Annotated in this window: 21 protein-coding genes; 11 read left to right on the top strand and 10 right to left on the bottom strand. The window is 67.4% G+C overall.

Annotation, left to right across the window (positions count from 1 at the left end):
• The first annotated feature begins 8 nt into the window (after nt 1–8).
• Nucleotides 9–950: a DUF4861 family protein gene (locus P6144_RS17655; protein WP_277769131.1), complete on the top strand. Its 942-nt coding sequence runs from the start codon at nt 9–11 to the stop codon at nt 948–950.
• Nucleotides 951–1,094: 144 nt separating this feature from the next.
• On the opposite strand, the gene P6144_RS17650 is transcribed toward P6144_RS17655, so the two are convergent.
• Both P6144_RS17650 and P6144_RS17645 read right to left on the bottom strand, forming a co-directional pair.
• Nucleotides 1,095–2,366, bottom strand: coding sequence for an alginate lyase family protein (locus P6144_RS17650; RefSeq protein ID WP_277769130.1), 1,272 nt, complete (start codon nt 2,364–2,366; stop codon nt 1,095–1,097).
• A 126-nt stretch (nt 2,367–2,492) separates the two neighbouring features.
• Nucleotides 2,493–3,263 (bottom strand): FadR/GntR family transcriptional regulator, encoded by a 771-nt coding sequence (locus tag P6144_RS17645; protein WP_277769129.1) that lies wholly within the window; start codon nt 3,261–3,263, stop codon nt 2,493–2,495.
• Between the two features lie 86 nt (nt 3,264–3,349).
• Here P6144_RS17645 and manD point away from each other — a divergent pair, with 86 nt between their 5' ends.
• Complete coding sequence (manD, locus tag P6144_RS17640; RefSeq protein WP_277769128.1) at nt 3,350–4,561, top strand: D-mannonate dehydratase ManD; 1,212 nt, start codon at nt 3,350–3,352, stop codon at nt 4,559–4,561.
• A 358-nt stretch (nt 4,562–4,919) separates the two neighbouring features.
• Here manD and P6144_RS17635 read toward each other — a convergent pair whose 3' ends face one another.
• From P6144_RS17635 to P6144_RS17620, 4 genes are all read right to left on the bottom strand, one after another.
• Nucleotides 4,920–5,264, bottom strand: a complete 345-nt coding sequence (locus P6144_RS17635) for a GNAT family N-acetyltransferase (RefSeq protein WP_277769127.1) — start codon at nt 5,262–5,264, stop codon at nt 4,920–4,922.
• Between the two features lie 140 nt (nt 5,265–5,404).
• On the bottom strand, nt 5,405–5,578 hold the full coding sequence (locus tag P6144_RS17630; protein WP_277769126.1) for a DUF1508 domain-containing protein: 174 nt from the start codon (nt 5,576–5,578) through the stop codon (nt 5,405–5,407).
• Nucleotides 5,579–5,612: 34 nt separating this feature from the next.
• A complete protein-coding gene (locus tag P6144_RS17625; protein WP_277769125.1) occupies nt 5,613–6,692 on the bottom strand; it encodes an FAD-dependent oxidoreductase in 1,080 nt (359 codons plus the stop codon).
• Nucleotides 6,692–7,636 carry an alpha/beta hydrolase gene (locus tag P6144_RS17620; protein ID WP_277769124.1) on the bottom strand — a complete coding sequence of 315 codons (945 nt, stop codon included), beginning with the start codon at nt 7,634–7,636 and terminating at the stop codon, nt 6,692–6,694. Before P6144_RS17620 ends, P6144_RS17625 begins: the two co-directional genes overlap by 1 nt.
• A 49-nt stretch (nt 7,637–7,685) precedes the next feature.
• On the opposite strand from P6144_RS17620, the gene P6144_RS17615 reads away from it, so the two are divergent.
• From P6144_RS17615 to P6144_RS17575, 9 genes are all read left to right on the top strand, one after another.
• The gene (locus P6144_RS17615; RefSeq protein WP_277769123.1) at nt 7,686–8,159 is read left to right on the top strand and encodes a prepilin peptidase; all 474 of its coding nucleotides are present in this window, start codon (nt 7,686–7,688) and stop codon (nt 8,157–8,159) included.
• Between the two features lie 60 nt (nt 8,160–8,219).
• The gene (cpaB, locus tag P6144_RS17610; RefSeq protein WP_277769122.1) at nt 8,220–9,248 is read left to right on the top strand and encodes a Flp pilus assembly protein CpaB; all 1,029 of its coding nucleotides are present in this window, start codon (nt 8,220–8,222) and stop codon (nt 9,246–9,248) included.
• Between the two features lies 1 nt (nt 9,249).
• Nucleotides 9,250–10,953: a type II and III secretion system protein family protein gene (locus P6144_RS17605; RefSeq protein ID WP_277769121.1), complete on the top strand. Its 1,704-nt coding sequence runs from the start codon at nt 9,250–9,252 to the stop codon at nt 10,951–10,953.
• Between the two features lie 22 nt (nt 10,954–10,975).
• Entirely contained in the window at nt 10,976–11,596 is a 621-nt protein-coding gene (locus P6144_RS17600) for a CpaD family pilus assembly lipoprotein (protein WP_277769120.1), read from the top strand.
• The gene (locus P6144_RS17595; protein ID WP_277769119.1) at nt 11,593–12,885 is read left to right on the top strand and encodes a pilus assembly protein CpaE; all 1,293 of its coding nucleotides are present in this window, start codon (nt 11,593–11,595) and stop codon (nt 12,883–12,885) included. Before P6144_RS17600 ends, P6144_RS17595 begins: the two co-directional genes overlap by 4 nt.
• A gap of 51 nt (nt 12,886–12,936) precedes the next feature.
• Nucleotides 12,937–13,917, top strand: a complete 981-nt coding sequence (locus tag P6144_RS17590) for a type II secretion system F family protein (protein ID WP_277769118.1) — start codon at nt 12,937–12,939, stop codon at nt 13,915–13,917.
• Nucleotides 13,918–13,921: 4 nt separating this feature from the next.
• Nucleotides 13,922–14,917: a type II secretion system F family protein gene (locus P6144_RS17585; protein WP_277769117.1), complete on the top strand. Its 996-nt coding sequence runs from the start codon at nt 13,922–13,924 to the stop codon at nt 14,915–14,917.
• Nucleotides 14,918–14,984: 67 nt separating this feature from the next.
• Nucleotides 14,985–15,440, top strand: coding sequence for a hypothetical protein (locus tag P6144_RS17580; protein ID WP_277769116.1), 456 nt, complete (start codon nt 14,985–14,987; stop codon nt 15,438–15,440).
• A gap of 12 nt (nt 15,441–15,452) precedes the next feature.
• Nucleotides 15,453–15,962 (top strand): hypothetical protein, encoded by a 510-nt coding sequence (locus tag P6144_RS17575; protein WP_277769115.1) that lies wholly within the window; start codon nt 15,453–15,455, stop codon nt 15,960–15,962.
• On the opposite strand, the gene P6144_RS17570 is transcribed toward P6144_RS17575, so the two are convergent.
• From P6144_RS17570 to P6144_RS17555, 4 genes are all read right to left on the bottom strand, one after another.
• Nucleotides 15,955–16,833 (bottom strand): surface-adhesin E family protein, encoded by an 879-nt coding sequence (locus P6144_RS17570; RefSeq protein ID WP_277769114.1) that lies wholly within the window; start codon nt 16,831–16,833, stop codon nt 15,955–15,957. The genes P6144_RS17575 and P6144_RS17570 overlap by 8 nt on opposite strands.
• Nucleotides 16,830–19,490 (bottom strand): pyruvate, phosphate dikinase, encoded by a 2,661-nt coding sequence (ppdK, locus tag P6144_RS17565; RefSeq protein ID WP_277769113.1) that lies wholly within the window; start codon nt 19,488–19,490, stop codon nt 16,830–16,832. Before ppdK ends, P6144_RS17570 begins: the two co-directional genes overlap by 4 nt.
• Before the next feature lie 255 nt (nt 19,491–19,745).
• A complete protein-coding gene (gene glyS / locus P6144_RS17560) occupies nt 19,746–22,025 on the bottom strand; it encodes a glycine--tRNA ligase subunit beta (protein WP_277769112.1) in 2,280 nt (759 codons plus the stop codon).
• A gap of 123 nt (nt 22,026–22,148) precedes the next feature.
• Nucleotides 22,149–23,042 (bottom strand): glycine--tRNA ligase subunit alpha, encoded by an 894-nt coding sequence (locus P6144_RS17555; RefSeq protein WP_277769111.1) that lies wholly within the window; start codon nt 23,040–23,042, stop codon nt 22,149–22,151.
• Between the last annotated feature and the right edge of the window lie 79 nt (nt 23,043–23,121).

The following is a 23,121-nucleotide window of genomic DNA, read 5'->3' as shown; positions in this document are numbered from 1 at the left end:
GGAAGACTATGAAGCACGCCCTCTGGCTCCTCGCCGCTCCCTTGCTGGTCGCGGCCGGGCAGGACAGCGCCCCGCCCGCGCCGCTGGCGACGCTCAACGTCCGCCAGGCCGATGGCAGCTACAAGCTGGTCGACCGGATCGAGGTGCCCGCCGGCCATGCCATCCATGACGGGCTGATCGCGATGGAAGGCCCGGGCTGGGAGAGCGACAAGGTCGCCTATCGCCTGTATCTCGACGAGCGCAACGTGCCCGACATCTACGGCAAGAAGCTGCCCGGAAACGTGCTGCCGACGATCGGCATGGGCAAGGACGACTATCATTCGATGGCGCCCTGGGGGCAGGACATCTTCCAGGTCGACCAGTCGCTTGGCATGGGCGGGATCGGCGTGCTGCGCGGCGGCGTGGCCACCCAGCTCGGCAAGGCGAAGATCAGCGCGCGCGTGTTCAACACCGATCGCGCCGCGACGGTGCTGGTGACCAATAGCGGCTTCCCCGGCGAAGGCGGCACCGCCGACCTTTCGACCACCTACCGGATCTTCGCGGGATCGCGCCTCACCAATGTCGAGGCGCGGGTGAGCGGCAATGTGCCGGCGATGATCGCGGGGCTGACGCTGCATGACGGCGTGAGCAAGATCGAGAGCCCGAAGCGCGGCAAGTGGCGCTATTTCGCCACCTGGGGCCAGCAGAGCCTGGCGCATGACGATCTGGGCATCGCGCTCTTCTATCCGGCGGACGAAGCGGTGGCGACGGGCAGCGACGGCAAGTCGCTCTATGTGCAGTTCTGCGACCCGCGCAACATCCGCTACGCCTTTGCCGCAGCCTGGGAGCAGGAGCCGGATGCACCCAAGACCGAACGCGAGTTCCGCAAATGGCTCGACGAGACGGCGGCCGACCTGGCGCGCACGCCCTATGTGGTGGGCGCGGCGCAGAAGACCTGCCCGGTGAAGTGATCTTCTAAAAATCCTCCCCCGGAGGGGGAGGGGGACCAGCGAAGCTGGTGGAGGGGGAGCGCCGCGAGCGATACCGCTCGTGGCAGGCCCTCTCCACCACGCCGCTGCGCGGCGCGGTCCCCCCTTTCCCTCCGGGAGAGGATTTTAGTTCGCCTTGTTCGGCTCGCTCGGGCCCGGGGCCGTTCCGAAATAGCGCTTCAGCTCGGTCTCCGGCGCCAGCGGATAGCCCTCGCCCCAGGCGCCGCGGGCCCGGCGCATCAGCTCGTCGAGTTCGGCAGCATCGGGGCGCAGCTCGGGCAGCGGCCAGGCCTCGACCTTGCGGTAATAGGGCTTCAGATAATTGGTCGCCGCGCGCAGGCTCTTGCCGCCATCGGCATGGTTCCAGACGTCGACGCCCATGCACTTTGCCATATCGGCGACGTCATAGGCGGCGAACAGCGCATAGATCGAATAGTGCAGGCTGCGAGTGCGGGCCAGCTCGAGCGGCATCTTGCCTTCGGGCGTGATCTGCGGCGCGATGCGCTTGCGGCCAAAGGCTTCGGCGACGGCGCGGGTCATCTCCGGGCGCCGGGCGAACAGCGCGAACTGCGCGGTCTGCGCGTCGAACCACATGCCGTGATTGTTCCTCGCCGCATTCTCGGCCTTGCCGTTCCGGCTCGTCTGCATCCAGTCGAGATAGTCGGAGAACCATTTCTCCAGGCCCTTCTGCTCCTCGGCGCTGAGCTTGCCCGAAGGCCCGATCAGGCCGATGCCTTCGACCACCCGCGCGAGCCGCGAGGTATCGAGCACGCCCTCGGCACGCCCCTCCTCGCGGCCCGGCACCGCCTGGGCATAGTTCATGTTCGGGTTCATCCGCGTGGCAGGCGCCAGGAACCAGGTGCGCACCAGGCTCGCCGCGCGGCCGGCATAGCGGGCGTCGTCCGAGAAGAAATAGGCGAGGCTCAGCGTCTCGACATCGGCGCTCATCCCCTCCAGATCGGTCACGTCGAACTTGTCGGTGCTGCGGTCCGGATTGAATTCGCCGTCCCTGCGCACATAGGGCAGGCCGCCCGGCTTGGCCGGATCGGGCCACCAATAGGGCGCCAAGCTCATATAATCGTGCGGATCGCCCGAGGGCGGCGCCGTCTTCTTGTCGACCACCGTGTAGAGCGGCCGCGCCATCGCCCTTTCGGCGCGGGCGATCAGCGCGCCATAGGCTGCCTTGGTCGCCGGATCGGTGGCGATCGCGGCCTTGAGCCGCAGCATCGTGCCAGGCGCGAGGAAGAAGGTCCTGCGGCCGCCGAAGGACGCGGCGAACCCGTCCGCGCCGGCGCAGACCGGGCTGGCGAGGCCAGGGGTGGCGTGCCCGGCATGGGAGGCGGCCTGCGGCGCAAGCGCCGCCGCCAAGACAAGAAGGGCAAGGACGCCGCGGCGCATCGGGTGCTTCCTCTCGATCAGCAGCGGATCCGGACGCCGCGATGGGATCGCGGCGCGCGCTCGCCGTCTTTTGGTCAGGCCAATCTTGACGCCGGGGTAATCGGTGTCAAGCCACCCGAAAGAGAATCAGGCCGATCCGATCTTGAGCCGCCGGGCGACGCTGTCGCGGCGCGTCTCGATCTCGTTGCGGGCGCGCTCCATCGCCTCGAGCTCGGTGGCCTCGAGCAGATCGTCGACCACGCCGCGCAGGTGCCGGCGCATCGCATTGCGCGCGGCATGCGGATCATGCGCCTTGAGCGCATCGAGGATCGGGCGATGCTCCTCCACCCGCGGCGTGATGCCGCCGCGCTTGGCGCGGGCGAACATGTTGGCGGCGAGCGGCGAATTGACGCGCAGGTCCCAGAGATAGTCGACGACGCTGCGGATCGCGGCGTTGCCGGTGGCATTGGCGATGGCGAGGTGGAAGCGGTGATCGGCGTCCATCACCGAGGGCTCGTTCGAGTCGTCGGCCGCCATTTCCTCGAGCAGCCCCTCGAGTTCGGCGATCTGCTCGTCGGTGATCGAGACGGCAGCGAGGGCGACCGCCTCGCCCTCGAACAGGATGCGCGCCTCGGTCAGGTCGAAGGCGCCGACGTCGAAATTGAGCGCATCGGCGCGCTCGCCGCTGCCGTGATCGCGCTTGGTGACATAGAGGCCCGAGCCGTGCCGCGCCTCGATCCAGCCCTTCATCTCGAGCGCGATCATCGCCTCGCGGATGGTGGGGCGGCTGACCTTGTACTCCTCGGCCAGGTCGCGTTCGCCGGGGAGGCGCGAGCCGGGCGACCAGCGCCCCGCCTCGATCGCCTCGGTGATCGAGGCGGCCACGCGCTGGTACAGCTTGTTGCCCGTTATCTTCATCGCATCCTCGTCATACACAGTCTCGTAGGTTGACACGATAGGTCATACAAGTGGATATTGGCCTGACCACTTGGAGGGGTTTCGTTTTGCCACGTATCACTGCCGCCCGCGTCATCGTGACGCGCCCCGGCCGCAACTTTGTAACGCTGAAGATCGAGACCGACGAGGGCGTTTACGGCCTTGGCGACGCGACGCTCAATGGCCGCGAGCTGGCCGTTGCAAGCTACCTCACCGATCACGTCATCCCCTGCCTGATCGGCCGCGACGCGCACAATATCGAGGATATCTGGCAGTATCTCTACAAGGGCGCCTATTGGCGCCGCGGCCCGGTGACGATGACCGCGATCGCCGCGGTCGACATGGCGCTGTGGGACATCAAGGGCAAGCTGGCGAACATGCCCGTCTATCAGCTGCTCGGCGGCGCGGCGCGCGAGGGCTGCATGGTCTATGGCCATGCCAATGGATCGGACATCAGCGAGACGATCGAGCGCGCGCACGAATATCTGGAGCAGGGCTACAAGGCAGTGCGCCTCCAGTCCGGCGTGCCGGGGATGAAGACGACCTACGGCGTATCGGGCGAGCGCTTCTATTACGAGCCGGCCAAGGGCTCGCTGCCCGAGGAATCGCAGTGGAGCACGTCGAAGTACATGCGCTTCGTGCCCGAGCTGTTCGACAAGGCACGCGACGCGCTGGGCTGGGACATCCACCTGCTCCATGACGTCCACCACCGTCTCACTCCGCTCGAGGCGGGCCGGCTGGGCAAGGACCTCGAACCCTATCGCCTGTTCTGGATGGAGGACGCGACTCCGGCCGAGAACCAGGCCGGCTTCCGCCTGATCCGCCAGCACACCACCACGCCGCTGGCGGTGGGCGAGATCTTCAATTCGATCTGGGACGCCAAGCAGCTGATCGAGGAACAGCTGATCGACTATATCCGCGCCACCGTGGTGCATGCCGGCGGCATCACCCATCTGCGCCGGGTGGCGGCGCTCGCCGATCTCTACCAGATCCGCACCGGCTGCCACGGCGCGACCGACCTGTCGCCGGTGTCGATGGCGGCCGCGCTCAACTTCGGCATGTCGATCCCCAATTTCGGCATCCAGGAATATATGCGCCATTCGGAGGAGACCGACGCGGTGTTCCCGCATGCCTACAGCCTGAAGGACGGGCTGATGCACCCGGGCGACAAGCCCGGCCTGGGCGTCGACATCGACGAGGCGCTAGCGGCGAAATACGAATACAAGCGCGCCTATCTGCCGGTGAACCGGCTCGAGGACGGGACCATGTTCAACTGGTGAGGCGCCGGGCGCAGGGTCTTCCAACACCCTGCGCCCCGGCGACTCGCCAAAGGACACGAAGGTCACGCCAAAGAGCCGTTCCCACGGCGCCTGGGTTGACACAATTCCCGCAAACGCGCCGCATCTCGCAATCTTCTTGCGTGCGGCTGATCCAATCTTTCCAACAGATTCAAAGAGCGGCCGGCGCATGGCGGTCGGCAAGAGCCCAGCAGGCGAAATCCTACATTGCAAGGGGGAGCTTCTGCCCGCGTCAACTGGCGCCGAAGCGTAGCGGGACCCCGGGTCAAGCCCGGGGTGACGAAGATGATATTAGGACGCCCACAAACCTCTCCGACCGGCGCGCCGGCCAGTTCGTCGATCAATGCGAGGGCGGCCGCCGGGCCAGGCGCTTGGCAAGGCACACCGCTTCCGGCCTGCCGGCATATTTGCCGAAGTTCGGAATGCGCAGATAGCCGTGCTTTTCATAGAAGCGGACAGCCCGCTCGTTGACGAGCCGCGTTTCGAGCCAGAGTTCGCGATAGCCATCCGCGGCGGCGCGCGCTTCGAGAAAGGCGAGCAGCGCCGCGCCGATGCCACGGCTTCCCGGTGCGGCGAACATGCGCTTCACCTCCGCCACGCCCTCGCCCAGCGGACGATAGGCGCCGCATCCCGCCGCCCGGCCCTCCCCGTCGAACGCCAGGGCAAAGATCGCGCCCGGCACCATCACGTCCGCGGGATCGAACGAGGCTCGCCCGCTGCTCCCGGTTATGGCCGCGAGCGTATCCGACAACCGATCCAGCAGCCCTAGAGCGGCAGGATCGGAAGGGCTGGCAACCTCGATGCGCGGAAGGCTCTCGATGGGCCTCAGCCCTCTTCGACCGGCGCGCCGGGGCCGTTCTTGAGGATCGACTCGATCGCGTTCTTCGCCGCGGCCTTGCTCGAATAGCCCTCGGTCCAGAAGATCACTTCGGCATTGTACTTGAACTTGGCGACATACTCGCCGGCCTTGTTCTGCTCGATCACGAACTTGTGTGCCATGTGTCTTCTCCCGAACTCGAATGGCTAACCTAGGTTAGCCGGCGAAACGTGCAGGCGAATAGAGGGCCGGGTCAATAGCCGCCACCGCCGGATCGGGCGAAGCGCCGAGCAGCAGCGCCGCGGCGAGCTTCGCCGCAGCCGGCGCGGTCTGGATGCCGAAGCCGCCCTGCCCCGCGCACCAGAAGAAGCCGGGCAGGTCCGCGTCAAAGCCATAGACCGGCAGGCGATCGGGGGCGAAGCTCCTGAGGCCCGCCCATTTGTGCTCGAGCTTCTCGACCCGCCAGTCAACCACCTGCTCGAACCGCTCGATCGCGACGGCGACGTCGATGTCCTCGGGCTGGGCGTCGCAGGGCGGCGTCTCGATCTCGTCATGCGGGGAAAGCCAGATGCGGCCGCCCGCTTCGGGCTTCCAGTAGAAGCTGCCGCCGATATGCGCGACCATCGGGCTGCCCACCGCCGGCGCCGGATCGGTCCTGAGCTGCATGATCGTGCGGCGATAGGGCTGGATGCCGAGCGGCCGGGCGCCCGCCATCTCCGCCACCGGATCGGCCCAGGCGCCGGCAGCATCGACCAGCACCGCCGCCTCGAACGCTCCCGCGCGCGTTTCGAGCTTCCACGTGCTGCCCTCGCGCCGGGCCGAGTGCAACGCGGCGTCGGTGCGCAATTCGGCCCCTGCCCGCTTCGCGGCGGCGAGCATGTCGCCGTGCAGGCCGCCGACATCGATATACTCGCAGCTCGGCTCGAGCACGCCGAGCGTCCATTCGGGGCGCAAGCCCGGGATCATCGCCTGCGGATCGATCGCGCGCAGCTCGACGCCGCTGCCTTCGAACTCGGCGAGAAAGGCGTCGATCGCGCCCGCTTCGTCGGCACGGCCGATATGGATCGAGCCCATCGGCTCCATATAAGGCCGCAGCGCCGCACCCGATGCCGTGGTGAGCGGCTGGATCGCCGGGCCGCCATAGCTTTCGGACCAGAAGGCGGCCGAGCGGCCGGTGCTGTGATAGCCGGCGCGATCCTCCGCTTCGAGCAGCAGCACGCGCGCGTGCGGCGCGATCTCGGCCGCGAGGCTGGCGCCGGCGATGCCGGCACCGACGATCGCAACGTCCCAGGCCATCAGCGGCGCTGGGCGCGCGCCGCGAGGAACAGATCGATCTCGCCGATCGCGCGATTACGCACCCTGTCTTCCTCGCGCAGGATCTCGTGCGCGCTTTCCTTGCCGAAGCTGACGATGCGGGCATCGGGCAGCCTGAGGACGATCTTCAGCGCCGCCCGGGCATCGACCAGCCCGTCGGCCTTCGCGACCAGCGCGAGCAGCGGCACCGGCATCTTCCGCAGCTTGGGGTTCTTCGCCAGCTCGCGCATCGACTTGAACGCCTGGATCAGCCAGCGCCAGCTCGGCGGGCCGGTGACGATCTCGGGATTCGCCTGCTGCCAGTAGATCTCGTCCGAATAGCGATCCGGATCATGGGTGAGCAGGTTGGAGCGGGTTTCGGTGGTGTAGGGCTTCTCGTTGCTCTTCCAGGCCGGGCGAGTGCTGTCGCCCACCCCGCCCAGGATGCGCGCGGCGCGCTCGGCGAACGGCCCGAGCGGGCTCTTCACCCCGAGCATCGGCGCGACGATCACCGCGGCATCGGGGCGAATCGCGCCTTCGACCAGGCCGCGCAGCACCAGATGCCCGCCCATCGAATGGCCCATCACGACATGCGGCCCCGGAGTCGCGCTCTCCCAATCGGCATAGAAGGCGCGCAGATCGGCGATGAAGCTGTCGAAGCTGTCGATGTCGCCGCAATTGGCGCGCGAGGTGAGCCGGCCCGAGCCGCCCTGGCCGCGCCAGTCGAACGAGGTGATCGTCCAGCCCTGCTCGTGCCAGTGGTGGAACACCTCGAGATACTTCTCGAAAATGTCGCCGCGCCCGCCCTGGAACAGGATCGAGCCGCGCGGAGTCGCGGTCTCCGCGGGCCAGGCAAAGGCACGCAGATGCCAGCCATCGGGAGCCGCCCAATAGTGAACCTTCGCCCCGGCGGGGATCGTGCGGCGGATATCCGGAGTTTCACGCATGGCGCTTGGTTACGTTTTGATAAGCCGTCCCGTCTAGGACTTTGCTCATATGGGGGAGTGGGTCGTCACTTTGCTGCTTGTCGCGCTTGCGCTGCTGCTCGTTTCCGCGGGCATCCAGGACGCGCGCACCCGTGAGATCGCCAATTGGAAGAATGCCGCCATCGCACTGATGGCGCCGCTCTGGTGGTGGGCGAACGGACTGGCCCTGTGGCCGGACATCACGGTGCAGTTCGGCGTGGCCGTGCTCGTCTTCGCCTTTTTCCTCGGCGCCTTCGCGCTGGGGCAGATGGGCGGCGGCGACGTGAAGATGATCGGCGCGCTCGCCCTGTGGCTGCCGGTGCAGCCGCTCGTCTGGATGCTCGTGCTCATGTCGCTGATCGGCGGCGTGCTCACGCTCATCATGGTGATCGAGAAGAAATGGCGGCGATCCAGCGGGGACCCTGTGGAAATCCCTTATGGCGTGGCCATCGCGATCGCCGCGCTGCTGGTTCTTCGCGAACCGATTTTTAACCAGTTCGGGTGAATAATTAACGCTGGCGCAACCACATGACGCCGCGTTTTTAAGGGGCTTGGGAATAGCGAAATGGATGCACGCAAGCTGATCCTGCTCGTCGGTGCGCTCGTTGTGGCCGCCATCACCGCGTTCATGGCGCGCAGCCTGATGAGCGGCGCGCCCGCGCCTCAGGCCGGTGCCGTGCCTGCCGCGGTGCAGCCGCAGAACACCACCGAGGTGCTCGTCGCCAAGCGCGAGCTGCCCACCGGGACGATCCTCGACGCGCAGTCGCTGGAATTCCGCCCCTGGCCCAAGGAGCTCGTCGAGGGCGCCTATTATGTGAAGAGCGAATCGGATCCGGCCAAGCTGGTCGGCACCGTGGTGCGCTTCCCGATCCCGGCTGGCCAGCCGGTGACCCAGGGCGCGCTGGTGAAGCCCGGCGACCGCGGTTTCCTCGCCGCCGCGCTCGGGCCCGGCATGCGCGCGGTCACCGTGCCCGTCTCGGCGCAGAGCGCCGTGGCCGGCTTCGTCTTCCCGGGCGACCGGGTCGACCTGATCCTCACCCAGTCGGTCGCCGGCGGCGGCGATGGCCCGGCGCTCAAGGCCTCGGAGACGGTGCTGCGCAACCTGCGCGTGCTCGCCACCGACCAGAAGACCGACAAGCAGACCGACGACAAGGGCAACACGATCGTCACCACCTATTCGAACGTGACTGTCGAGGCGACGCCCAAGATCGCCGAGAAGATCGCAGTGGCGCAGACCATCGGCACGCTTTCGCTGTCGCTGCGCTCGATCGCCGACAACCAGGGCGAGCTCGAGGAAGCGATCGCCAATGGCGATGTCGACGTGCCCGCCGACGGCGATCCCAAGAAGGAGAAGGCCATGATGGCCCGCGTCGCCGCACGTCCGCAGGACGGCGCGACCAGCTTCGCCACCGGCGCCGACGTCTCGCGCTTCCAGCGCAGCACGGTGCCGGCCAAGACCGCCTCGCCGGCCCCCGAGGCCGCGCCGGGTGCGCCTGCCGCCAATTATCCGGGTGCCAATGTTCCGCGCGGCCCGGTCGTCACCATCGTTCGCGGCAATTCGGAAACTGCCGTTCCTCTGGGGGGGAAGAACTAAGATGAACCGCATGCTCCTCCTCAAGCGCGCGCTGGCCTGCGCCGTGTCGACCGCACTGGTCGGCGCGCCGGTCGCCGGCCATGCCCAGACCGCGAAGCCCAAGCGTGCCGCCCAGCAGCGCACCACGGTGGGCGTGGCGCCGCTGCCTGCGGGCACCCAGCGCCCGACCAGCGAGATCCTGCTGTCGATCGGCCAGGGCGAGCTCGTCACGCTGCCGTCCAACGTCGCCAGCGTGTGGACGTCGAACCCGACCGTGGCCGACGTCTATGTGAACAATCCGCGCCAGATCCACCTGTTCGGCAAGGAATTCGGCGAGGCGACGGTGTTCGCCGCGACCGCTTCGGGCCAGGTGGTGTTCGCCACCAATGTCCGCGTGGCGCAGAACATCACCTCGATCGACCGCATGCTCAAGGTCGCGATGCCCGATGCCGACGTCCAGGTGACCACGGTCGGCCAGATCGCCGTGCTCAACGGCACAGTGAAGTCGCCGCAAGACAGCGAGCAGGCGCAGCGCCTGGTCACCGGGCTGCTCAACCCGGGCGTCAACGTCAACGACGCCTCGGCGCAGCTCAAGATCGCCGTGATCAACCGCCTGAAGACCGCCACGCCGCTGCAGGTGCAGCTGCAGGTGAAGTTCGCGGAAGTGAGCCGCAGCTTCGTCAAGAATATCGGCGTGAACGTCACCACCAAGGATTCGACCGGCGGCTTCCAGTTCGGCCTGGCCCAGGGCCGCAACCCGGGATCGTACACCGATTCGGCGCTGGCCCAGTATCCGACCGCGACCAAGGTGATCAACGGCGCCACCGTGACCGGCGCCTATGACCCGGTCACCGGCCAGTTCGTCAATCCGCGCGCCTCGGGCATCGCCGACATCACGCGCGGATCGGACAACGCCACCTTCGGCCTGGCCGGCAAGCTGTTCGGCCTCGACATCCTCTCCGCGATCGACGTCGGCGAGACGATCGGCCAGGTGACCACGCTGGCCAATCCGAACCTGACCGCGCTTTCGGGCGAGACCGCGAACTTCCTGGCCGGTGGCGAGATCCCGATCCCGATCGCACAGGGCCTGGGCACCACCACGGTGGAATACAAGCAGTACGGCATCAGCCTGGCCTTCACGCCGACGGTGCTTTCGGACGGCCGCATCTCGCTGCGCGTGCGCCCGGAAGTGTCGCAGCTGACTTCGGCCGGCGCGGTGCAGCTCAACGGCGTCACCATCCCGGCGCTCAGCACGCGCCGCAGCGAGACCACGGTCGAGCTCGGCTCGGGCGAGAGCATGGTGATCGGCGGGCTGCTGCAGAATTCGCAGAACAACTCGATCACCAAGACGCCGGGCCTGGGCGACGTGCCGATCCTCGGCGCGCTGTTCCGCTCGAACGGCTTCCAGCGCAACGAGACCGAGCTGGTGATCGTGATCACGCCCTATCTGGTGAAGCCGGTGAACGCGAACCAGATCGTGCTGCCGACCGACGGCTACAAGGCGCCGAACGACTTCGGCCGCGTCTTCCTTGGCCAGCTCCAGGGCGGTGACGGCGGCGATCGTCCGAAGCCGAGCATGGCGCCGGCGAACGGCCAGCCTTCGGTGGGCGCCTTCGCCCCGGCCCCGACCACGCCGCAGAATGCCGCGCCCGTCCAGGCGCTGCCCAGCCAGAACAACCGCAAGACGAAGAAGGGCGGCTCGGCGGCCCCCGGCTTCGGCAACTGATCGTCTGACGAGGAGACCGCCTGTGCTTCCGCGCTTCACTCCCCTGCTCGTCCCGGCGCTGCTGCTCGCCGGCTGCGGCACCTATAATGGCGGCGTCGAATCGGCCCACCAGCCGATCGTCCAGCGTGCCGACTATGTCCTCGACCTGCAGACCACGGGCTATGGCCTGGCGGCGGGCGAGAACCAGCGCCTGGCCGGCTGGATGTCGGCCATGGGCCTGCGCTACGGCGACCGCGTCGCGATCGACGACGGCGCTGCCGGCACCACCGCCCGCGACGAAGTCGCGGCCGAGGCCGGCCGCTACGGCCTGATGCTCGCCGATCGCGCGCCGGTCACCGCCGGCCAGATCGCACCGGGCACGATCCGCGTCGTGGTCACCCGCATGACCGCCGGCGTGCCGGGCTGCCCCGATCATTCGCGCGCTGCCGAATACACGTTCGAGGCGAGCACCAGCTCCAACTATGGTTGCGCCACCAACAGCAACCTTGCCGCGATGATCGCCGATCCGGCCGATCTCGTCCGCGGCGCGGCCGGCTCGCCCACGGCGGACCAGCAGACCAACGCCAAGGCGATCGGCGCCTATCGTTCGGCAGCCCCCTCGGGCGCCGGCGGCACCAAGGTCAATGCGGAGGCCCCGAAGTGAACGCGCCCTTCAATCCCGCCCGCACCGGGCATCGCGATCCGTTCGTGGCCTTTGTCTGCGACGAGACGACGGCGGAAGTCCTCCGCCCGATCGCCGTCGAGCTCGGCTGGAGCCCGGAAAAGGTCAACAAGGGCGGCCTGCGCAACGCGGTCCAGACCCTCTCGGTCTCGGCGAGCCCGAACATCCTGTTCGTCGATCTCTCCGAGAGCGGCGACCCGCTGAACGACATCAACGCGCTCGCCGAAGTCTGCGAGCCGGGCACGGTCGTGATCGCGTCGGGCCAGGTCAACGACGTGCGCCTCTATCGCGACCTCGTCGCGAGCGGCATCCACGACTATCTGCTCAAGCCGCTGAACCCGGACGCGATCCGCGATGCCTTCGCGCAGGCGCAGACCGCGCTCAACGCGCCGAAGCTGGCCGAAGCCACCGCCGAGCATGCGCATTGCGCGGTGGCGGTGATCGGCACGCGCGGCGGCGCCGGCGCCTCGACCGTGGCGACCTCGCTCGCCTGGCTGATGGGCGAGAAGCAGGGCCGCACCACGGCGCTGCTCGACCTCGACGTGCATTTCGGCACCGGCGCGCTGGCGCTCGACCTCGAGCCGGGCCGCGGCCTGACCGACGCGATCGAGAATCCGAGCCGCATCGACGGGCTGTTCATCGAGCGCGCGATGGTGCGCGCGTCCGACCGGCTCGCCGTGCTCAGCGCCGAAGCGCCGATCAACTCGCCGATCATGACGGATGGCGCGGCCTTCTATCAGCTGCAAGAGGAGATCCGCACCGCCTTCGAGTGCACCGTGGTCGATCTGCCGCGCTCGATGCTGGTCAACCATCCGCACCTGATCACCGACGTGCAGGTCGCCGTGCTCGTGACCGAGCTGACCCTGGCCGCGGCCCGCGACGCGATCCGCATCCTCAGCTGGTTCAAGTCGAACGCGCCGCAGACGCAGGTGATCGTCGTCGCCAACAAGATCCAGCAGGCGGCAGTGCTCGAGATCAGCCGCAAGGACTTCGAAGGCTCGATCGAGCGCAAGATCGACTTCCTGCTGAGCTATGACGCCAAGCTGGCCTCGCAATCGGCCAAGCTCGGCAAGCCGCTCGCCGAAGTCGGCAAGGGCAACAAGGGCCTGTCCGCGCTCGGCGACCTCGCCCAGCGCATCGCCGCGATCGCCGATTCGGGCGCCGAGGAAACCGCGCCCAAGGGCAAGAGCGGCAAGGCGGCCAAGGCCGGCGGCGGCGGCTCGCTGCTCGACAAGCTCAAGGTCAAGATCCCGAGCAAGGCAAAGAAGTAACCATTGCGCGGCTAGGCTGCGCAAGGACCTCGAATTCGGAGACGGTGCGGCGTGGATATGCTGCCGGTATTGATGATGGGAGGGGGCGCCTTCCTGGTGCTCATGATGCTCGGGCTGGCCTTTGCAGGCCCGTCGGCCGAGCGCGCCGGCGCGCGTCGCGTGAAGACGCTGCGCGAACGCCACGTCGTCAGCGCCGCAGGCACCAACGCGATGGAAGCGCAGCTCCGCCGCGTCGCCACTGCCCGCGCGACCAAGATGGACATGACCGCTGCGCGGTTCCTGCCCAATCCGGCGCTGCTCCAGAAGCGCCTGAACATGACCGGCAAGAACTGGACGCTGGGCCGCTACGTGATGATTTCGGCCGGGCTGGTCCTGGTGCCGGCCGTGCTGATGATCCTGCAGGGCCTGCCGATCCTGCTCGGGCTCGCCTTCGGCGCGTTCGTCGGCATCGGCCTGCCGCATTTCATCGTCGGCTTCTTCATCAAGCGCCGCATCGCCAAGTTCACCGCCAAGTTCCCCGATGCGATCGAGCTGCTCGTCCGCGGCCTGCGCTCGGGTCTGCCGATCACCGAGACGATCGGCGTGGTCGGCGCCGAGATCGACGGCCCGGTGGGCGAGGAATTCCGCGCGGTGAGCGACAAGATGAAGATCGGCAAGTCGCTCGACGCCGCGCTGCAGGAGACTGCGGACCGGCTGGGCACGCCCGAATTCCAGTTCTTCACCATCACCATCCAGATCCAGCGCGAGACCGGCGGCAACCTGGCCGAGACGCTGGCGAACCTGGCCGATGTGCTGCGCAAGCGCGCGCAGATGAAGCTCAAGATCAAGGCGATGTCGTCGGAATCCAAGGCTTCGGCGCTGATCGTCGGCGCGCTGCCCTTCATCGTGTTCGGCCTCGTCTGGTTCATCAACAACAACTACATGATGAACTTCTTCCAGGATCAGCGCCTGATGATCGCCGGCGGCGGCGGGCTGATCTGGATGGGCCTGGGCGCCTTCATCATGGCCAAGATGGTCAATTTCGAGATCTGATGCGATGAACGCTCCCGCTTCCGGTCCTACGCTGATGGGTGTCGACGTCCTCTGGGTCGCGACGATCCTCTCGGCCGTTGCCGCATTCGCCGTGCTGCTGGCGATCTACGCCGCCACCACCGTGCGCGACCCGATGGCCAAGCGCGTCAAATCGCTCAACGAGCGCCGCGAGCAGCTGAAGGCAGGCATCACCGCCTCGACCTCGAAGCGGCGCGCCAAGCTGGTCCAGAAGAGCGAGACCACCGACCGGATCCGCTCGCTGCTTTCCTCGATGAAGGTGCTGCAGGACAGCCAGGTCAAGCAGGCGCAGACCAAGCTGCTCCAGGCCGGCATCCGCCGCAAGGAATTCGCCGTCGCCGTGATCTTCGGCCGGCTGGTGCTGCCGATCGCGCTCGGCGTGCCGATGCTCTACATGGTCTATGGCACCGAGATGTTCGCCGACTGGAGCCCGCTCAAGGCCTATGGTCTGGTCGCGGGCACCTTCATCCTCGGCTACAAGGCGCCCGACCTCTATCTGAAGAACAAGATCCAGAAGCGCAGCCACGCGATCCGCAAGGGCCTGCCCGACGCGCTCGACCTGCTGGTGATCTGTGCCGAAGCGGGACTCACCGTCGACGCCGCCTTTGCCCGCGTCTCCAAGGAGCTGAGCAAGGCCTATCCCGAGCTGGGCGAGGAATTCCAGCTGACCGCGATCGAGCTGGGCTTCCTGAGCGATCGCCGCCAGGCCTTCGAGAACCTCGCCGAGCGCATCGACCTGGATGCGATCCGCGGCGTCGTCACCACCATGATCCAGACCGAGAAATACGGCACCCCGCTCGCTTCGGCACTGCGCGTGCTCTCGGCCGAGTTCCGCAACGAGCGGATGATGCGCGCCGAGGAAAAGGCAGCCCGCCTGCCCGCGATCATGACCGTGCCGCTGATCCTGTTCATCCTGCCGGTGCTGTTCATCGTCATTCTCGGCCCGGCGGCCTGCTCGATCAACGACGCGCTGATCAAGTAACCATTTCCGGTGGCGCGGCCTCTCCTGGCGGGTTAGCTTCCCGCCAGACGATGGGGAGGTCGACTCGATGCATGATTTGCCGTTCCAGACGATCACGCAGTTCGCAGGCCTGGGCCTGACGCTGATCGCCGGCTGGTTCCTGGGGCTGGCCAGCCATTCGGGCGGCCGCAAGTGGCGCGAGCGCTATGCCGAGCAGGACATGGAGAATGCCGGCTATCGCGATCGCGCCGAGAGCGACCTGCGCGACGCCAGCCGCCGCATCCGCGACCTGGAAGCCGAGAATGCCAAGCTGAAGGCCGGCGCGCCTGCGCCCGCCCCCGCCGAGCCGGAGGGCCATTCGAGCGCGACGGTGGCGGCCGCCGCAGTCGCCGGTGCCGTGGCGGGTGCCGCAGTGACGCACGCGGTGGACGCGCATCATGACACGCCGGCTCCGGCCGAAGCTGTGCATGCCGAGCCTGCCCCTGCCGAGGCACCGCACGCGGAAACGCAGGACGCGTCGGCGCATCCCGAGCACGCCCACTAGGGCCCGCCGGCCATGGCGCTTCCGTTCGAAACCGCGACGCAGCTCGCCGGCCTGGGGCTGACGCTCGTCGGCGGCTGGTTCCTGGGGCTGGCGAGCCGGTCCGGCGGCGCCAAGTGGCGCGAGCGCTATCAGGACGAAGAGCTCGAGCATGCGCGCTACCGCGACGAGGCCGAGCACCGCATCCGCGCGCTGGAAGGCGAGCTGAAGATGCTGCGCACCCAGGCCCCTGCCCCGGCGCCGGCTACCGAGGACACGCCCGGCGGCGCCTGGCGCGGCTGGTTCGGCTGGGGGCGTGACAATCTTGCCCGCATCAGGGGCATCGACGAGGCGCGCGAGAAGCGGCTCAACGAGCTGGGCATCAAGACCTATCGCGAGATCGAGAAGCTGGCGCCCGATGACGAGGCCGCGCTCGAGCAGCGGCTCGACGTGCCCGCGGGCACGATCGGCGAGCAGGGCTGGCGCGAGCAGGCCGCGCTGCTGCGCGCCGGCAACGAGCGCGCGCATGCCGAGAAGTTCAGTTAGCCTCGGGTTCGGGTTCGAGCGCCGCGGCTGAGGCGGCGATTTCGGCGGCGGTGCCGGCAAAGGCGCGCGTCTTGCTCCAGTCGCCCGAGCAGACCGGCGGCGCGAGATAGCCGACGAACCGCCCGGAAAGCGGCTGGTTCGGATTGCGCGGGATCACCTTGCCGACATAGGTGCCGTCGGTGCGGTAATATTCCGAATAGACGTTGATGCGCAGCCTGGCGGTGCAATCGATCAGCGTGGCATAGTTGAACCGCTGCGCGGTGCTGACGCCTTCGTCGACCTGCATCGTCATGACGAGATAGCGGCCATCGGGCTGGCGGACGACCGAGTCGCGATCGAGGAACAGCGCGAGCCGCTTGCCGCCGATGATCGTCGCATCGACGCGGTGCCAGTTCGCCTTGGTCATGCTCTCGCGGGCCAGCGCCTGCCAGCCGAAGCGCTCGGCGGCGTCGAGCAGGAGATTGCCGGTGACCTTGCTGCGCACCGCGGTCTGGTCGTCTCCGCAGGCAAGCTGCGCCACACGGGCAAAGGGATGATCGCCTTCGAAGGGCTCGATGCCCGCTTCGACCTTCAGCGCGGCAATATCGCGATTGCCGAGCATCGCGGTCGCGGTGACGGCCTGCCCTGTCCTGGCCGCGCAATCGATCCGCCAGCGCGTGCGCACCACGTCATAGGCGCGCTCTTCGGCATCATACTGCTTCCAGAAATAGACGGTGAGGACCGTCGCCTCGCGCGTGTTCGGATCGGGGCTGGCGATGCCCGCGGCATCGACATAGGCGACCGTCTCCGCATCGCCCTCGCCCAGATAGCCGATCGGGCGCCAGTCCGGCACCGCCTGGCCTGCCAGCGCGAGGGCGATGCCGAGGATCAAGCCTTGAGCGCCGCCTGTGCCGCCGCCAGCCGCGCGATCGGCACGCGGTAGGGCGAGGCCGAGACGTAATCGAGCCTGGTCTCTTCGCAGAAGGCGATGCTGGCCGGATCGCCGCCATGCTCGCCGCAGATGCCGAGCTTGATATCGGGCCGGGTCTTGCGGCCGCGTTCGGCGGCGATGGCGATCAGCTCGCCGACACCCTCGACATCGAGGCTGACGAACGGATCCTTGGCGTAGATCCCCTTCTCCACATAGGTGGTGAGGAACTTCGCCGCATCGTCGCGCGAGACGCCGAGCGTGGTCTGGGTCAGGTCGTTGGTGCCGAACGAGAAGAAGGCGCCGACCTCGGCGATCTCGCCCGCACGCAGTGCCGCGCGCGGCAGCTCGATCATCGTGCCGACCAGATAGTCGATCCGCCGGCCCTTCTCGGCGAACACCGCCTCGGCCGCCTTGTCGACCACGGCCTTCATCAGGCTGAGCTCCTTGGCGGTGGCGACCAGCGGGATCATCACCTCGGGGATCGGCGCCTCGCCCGACTTCTCCGCGACCGCCACGGCGGCCTCGAAGATCGCGCGCGCCTGCATCTCGTAGATCTCGGGATAGGTCACGCCGAGACGGCAACCGCGATGACCGAGCATCGGATTGAACTCGTGCAGCTCGGCGGCGCGCCGCTTGAGCGTCTCGACGTCGAGACACGCCGCCGCCGCGACTTCGGCGAACTCGCTTTCCTCGTGCGGGAGGAACTCGTGCAGCGGCGGATCGAGCAGGCGGATCGTGCAGGGCAGCCCTGCCATCACCTCGAAGATCTCGATGAAGTCGCTGCGCTGCTCCGGCAGCAGCCGGTCGAGCGCGGTGCGGCGGCCGGCCTCGTCATTGGCGAGGATCATCTGGCGCACCGCGGTGACGCGCGACGGCTCGAAGAACATGTGCTCGGTGCGGCACAGCCCGATGCCCTCGGCGCCGAAATCGCGCGCGGTGCGGCAATCGAGCGGGGTCTCGGCATTGGTGCGCACCTTGAGGCGGCGCTTGGCATCGGCCCAGACCATCAGCGTGCCGAAATCGCCGGCCAGCTCGGGCTGCACCGTCGGCACCGCGCCAAGCATCACTTCGCCGGTGGCGCCGTCGATCGTGACGAGATCGCCTTCGCGCACTTCGCGGCTGCCGACACGCAGCAACTTCTCGCGCGCGTTGATCGCCAGGCTGCCCGCGCCCGAGACGCAGGGCCGGCCCATGCCGCGCGCGACCACCGCGGCGTGGCTGGTCATGCCGCCGCGCGCGGTGAGGATGCCCTTGGCGGCATGCATGCCGTGAATGTCTTCCGGCGACGTCTCGACGCGGATCAGGATCACCGCGTCGCCCGCATTGGCGCGCTTCTCGGCGGTGTCGCTGTCGAACACCGCGATGCCCGAGGCGGCGCCGGGCGAGGCAGGCAGGCCCTTGGTCAGCACGTCGCGCGGCGCCTTGGGATCGAGCGTCGGGTGGAGCAGCTGGTCGAGCGCGGCGGGATCGACGCGCAGGATCGCCTCGTCCTGGCTGATCAGCCCTTCGCTCGCCATGTCGACCGCGATCTTGAGCGCGGCCTTGGCGGTGCGCTTGCCCGAGCGGGTCTGCAGCATCCAGAGCTTGCCGCGTTCGACGGTGAACTCGATGTCCTGCATGTCGCGATAGTGCTTCTCGAGCGTCTCGAACACGCCGGCGAGCTGCGCATAGACCTCGGGCATCGCCTCTTCCATCGAGGCGGGCTTGGCGCCGGCCTTCTCGCGGGCGGCCCTGGTCAGATATTGCGGCGTGCGGATGCCGGCGACGACGTCCTCGCCCTGCGCGTTGATCAGGAACTCGCCATAGTACGCGTTTTCACCCGTCGAGGGATCGCGGGTGAACGCCACGCCGGTCGCCGAGGTGTCGCCCATATTGCCGAACACCATCGCCTGGACGTTGACCGCGGTGCCCCAGTCACCGGGGATATCGTTGAGGCGGCGATAGACCTTGGCGCGCTCGGACTGCCACGAGCCGAACACCGCGCCGATCGCGCCCCAGAGCTGGTCGTGCACGTCCTGCGGGAAGGGCTTGCCCCACAGCTCCTGCACGATCGACTTGTACTCGGCGACCAGCGCCTGCCAGTCCTTGGCCGAAAGCTCGGTGTCGAGGCTGTAGCCGCGGTCTTCCTTGGCGATCTCGAGCGCTTCCTCGAAGCGGCCATGATCGAGCTCGAGCACCACATCCGAATACATCTGGATGAAGCGGCGATAGCTGTCCCAGGCGAAGCGCTCGTCGCCGCTGATCGTGGCGAGGCCGACGACGGTGGTGTCGTTGAGGCCGAGATTGAGCACCGTGTCCATCATGCCGGGCATCGACGCGCGCGCGCCGGAGCGGACCGAGACGAGCAGCGGATCCGAGGCATCGCCGAATTTCTTGCCGGTGATCCCCTCGATATGGGCGATGCCGTTTGCGACCTCCGCCTTCACGCTGTCGGGAAAGACCCCGCCCTGCTCGTAATAGACCGCGCACATCGGCGTGCTGATCGTGAAACCGGGAGGCACCGGCAGGCCGATCGAGGCCATACCGTCGAGATTGGCCCCCTTGCCACCGAGCAGGTTCTTATCGCCCTTGCCCCCGTCCGACACACCGCCGCCGAAGCGGTACACATATTGCGTCATGCAAAGCCCTTCTTGCGTTGGGGCCGCCTACCGCAGGTGCGAACGGTACGAAAGCCGCTGACTACGTTGTCAGAGGGCAAGATTTGCTTTGGCTGGGGACAAGTCGCGGTGACACCGATTACTACAGATAAATCTTATATTTAGCTGGCGCACAGGGCCTCCGTTACTGTTCCCCGGCGAAAGCCGGGGCCCAGGGCAACAGAGCGATACGGCAGAGAAACCCTGGGCCCCGGCTTTCGCCGGGGAACCGGGGTATCAGCCCTCGATCTTCGAGAAGTCCGCGACGTTGTTCACTGCGTCGCGGATGCGGGCGAGCAGGCCAAGCCGCATCTCGCGCTTGAACGCGTCGGGATCGACCACGGTGACATCGTCGAAGAACTTGTCGATCGGCGCGCGGAGCGAGGCGAGCGCGGCCATCGCAGCCTCGAAATCCTCGGCCTCGAGCGCCGCTTCCGCCTTGGGCTCGGCGGCGTCGAGCGCCTCGCGCAGCGCGGCTTCGGCGGGCTCGGCTTCGTAGATCTCGTTGTCAGCGACCTCGCCCGGCGTGTATTCCTCCTTCTTGAGGATATTGGCGGCGCGCTTGTAGCCGGCGAGCAGGTTCTTGCCGTCTTCCGAGGTGACGAAGGACTGCAGCGCCTTCACCCGCGCGAGCAGCCGGACGAGATCGTCCTCGCCGCCCAATGCGAACACCGCGTCGATCAGATCGTGGCGAACGCCGGCTTCCTTCTGCTGGACCTTGAGGCGATCGGCGAAGAAGGCAGGCAGCCTCCGGATACCCGTTGCAATTGCCGCGCGGGCCCACCCGTTCGGGCCGGTCCCATCCATTGGCGTTCGATCGTATTTCTTGTCCGCTTCCACATCCCAAGAGAAACTGTTGAGAAATGCCGAAACATGTTCTGCAAATAGTTCGCCCGGAAGCAAATGGCGGATATGCGGTTCTGACGCCTGGCGAAGAACGCTATTTAGATTCATCCGTAGCGGCAATTCGATAAACGACAGCACCCCCAAGACCGCTCGGCGAAGGGCAAAGGGGTCCTTTGATCCGGTCGGGATCTCATCAGCCACAAAGAAGCCAACGATCGTATCCAGCTTATCCGCCAGTGCCACAGCGACCGTCACCGGCGCAGTCGGGACATCATCGCCCTGGCCGACCGGCTTGTAGTGATCGCGTACCGCCTCGGCGACGGCGGCGGGCTCGCCCTGCGCGGCGGCGTAATAACCGCCCATCAGGCCCTGGAGCTCGGGGAACTCGCCAACCATGCCGGTGACGAGATCGGCCTTGGCGAGGCGCGCGGCGCGCTCGGCCTGGTCGGCCAATTCCGTCATCCCGGCGGAAGCCGGGATCTCGTGCGGCTCCTGCCCCGCGCCTTCGCCTGAGACCCCGGCTTTCGCCGGGGTGACGATGTTGTTTTCAACCAGCCAGCGGGCCAGCTTGGCGACGCGCTCGACCTTGTCGGCGACCGTGCCCAGCTTCTCATGGAAGACGATCTTCTCGAGCTTGGGCGTCAGGTCTTCGAGCCGGGTCTTGAGATCGGTCTCGTAGAAGAAGCGCGCGTCCGAGAGGCGGGCCGCAAGGACCTTCTGGTTGCCCTCGACGATCTTCTCGCCGCCATCCGCTGCGTCGATATTCGCGACGCAGACGAACGCGTTGGCGAGCTTGCCCGCGCCGTCGCGGCAGACGAAATACTTCTGGTTCACGCGCGCGGTGAGCTGGATCACCTCGGGCGGCACGTCGAGGAACGCTTCGTCGAAGCGGCCGAGCAAAGGCATCGGCCATTCGGTGAGGCCGGCATTCTCGTAGAGTAGCCCCTCATCCTCGATCAGCGTCAGGCCCGCCTTTTGCGCAGCCATCTTGGCGCCGACCGCGATGATCGCGCGGCGCTCGGCACCGTCGACGATCACATGGCAGGCGCGCAGCTTCTCGATGTAATCACTGGCCGAGCCGATCGTGATCCCGCCGGGATGGTGGAAGCGGTGGCCGACGGTGACCGAGGCGCTCTTAACGCCCGCGACTTCGACCGGCACCAGCTTGTCGCCGAGCAAAGCGATGATGCCCTGGAGCGGGCGCACCCAGCGCAGGCTCTCGGTGGTCTCCGAGGCCGCGCCCCAGCGCATCGACTTGGGCCAGGGGAAGGCGGTGATGACATGGCTGATCGCGCTGGCGAGCACCGATCCGGCGACGATGCCGGGGCGGTCGATCACTGCGAAGAGGACCTTGTTGCCCTTGCCGTCGTCGCGCTCGACGAGCTGCTCGCGGCTGAGGCCGGTCGAGCGCAGGAAGCCCTCGATCGCCTGGGCCGGGGCATCGGCGCGGGGGCCCTTGCGCTCCTCGCTGGCGGCATCGGTCGTAGCCGCGACACCGCGCACGATCAGTGCGAGGCGGCGCGGTGTGGCGTAGCTCTCGATGCTTTCGAACGGCAGGTTGAGCGCCTTGAGGCGAGTCTCGAACAGCGACGCAAGATCGGCGCGCGCCTTTTCCTGCATGCGCGCCGGGATTTCCTCCGAGCGGAGTTCGAGGAGAAAGTCTTCAGCCACGGGACACTTCTTTCATCGTCATCCCCGCGCAGGCGGGGATCCATTGGCGCTGCCGTCGCGGATCGAGAACCGGGTTCAGGAAGAATGGATTCCCGCCTGCGCGGGAATGACGGGGATGCGCGCTCATACCGTCCACTCCGGATACTTGGCATTCCAGGCGGGCGTCATGTGCGCGATCCACGCTTCGCAGCTGCCCTTGGCGAGGTCGCGGACGCGGCCGATATAGGCCTGGCGCTCGGCGACCGAGATCACGCCGCGGGCCTGGAGCAGGTTGAACAGGTGGCTGGCCTCGATCGCCTGCTCATAGGCGGCGATGGGCACATTGTTGGTCAGGCAGTTCTCGCATTCGGCCATCGCCTTGCGGAAGCCCTCGAACAGCGTCTCGGTGTCGGCGACTTCGAAGTTGTACTTCGACATCTGCTTCTCGTTCTCGAGAAACACGTCGCCATAGGTCACGCCGGAATCGTTGAAGGCGAGATCGTACACGCTGTCCTTGTTCTGGATGTACATCGCCAGCCGCTCGAGCCCGTAGGTGAGCTCGCCGGCGACGGGCTTGCAGTCGAAGCCGCCCATCTGCTGGAAATAGGTGAACTGGGTGACTTCCATGCCGTCGCACCAGACTTCCCAGCCCAGGCCCCAGGCGCCGAGCGTCGGCGATTCCCAATCGTCCTCGACGAAGCGGATGTCGTGGCGGGTGAAATCGATGCCGATCGCGGCGAGCGAGCCGAGATAGAGGTTCTGCAGGTCGCCCGGGCTCGGCTTCAGGATCACCTGATACTGGTAGTAGTGCTGGAGCCGGTTCGGGTTCTCGCCATAGCGGCCGTCGGTCGGGCGGCGGCAGGGCTGGACGAAGGCGGCGTTCCACGGCTCGGGGCCGAGGGCGCGCAGCGTCGTCGCCGGGTGGAAGGTGCCCGCGCCCATGCGCATGTCATAGGGCTGGAGGATCACGCAGCCCTTCTCCGCCCAATAGTCATGGAGCGTGAGGATCATGCGCTGGAAGCTGAGAGGCTCTGCCATAGTGCCCTGCGCTTTGGCGTGTCCTCCGGGGGCGGTCAATGCCGCACCGCCGTTGACTTGGATTGGGGGTTAAGCTCTC

Origin of the sequence: Sphingomonas sp. HITSZ_GF (genome assembly GCF_029543155.1) — a bacterium.
In the GTDB taxonomy this organism is placed as follows: Bacteria; Pseudomonadota; Alphaproteobacteria; order Sphingomonadales; family Sphingomonadaceae; genus Sphingomonas.
The sequence above is the reverse complement of the archived record's forward strand: the minus strand, read 5'-3'. Positions and strand labels throughout refer to the sequence as shown.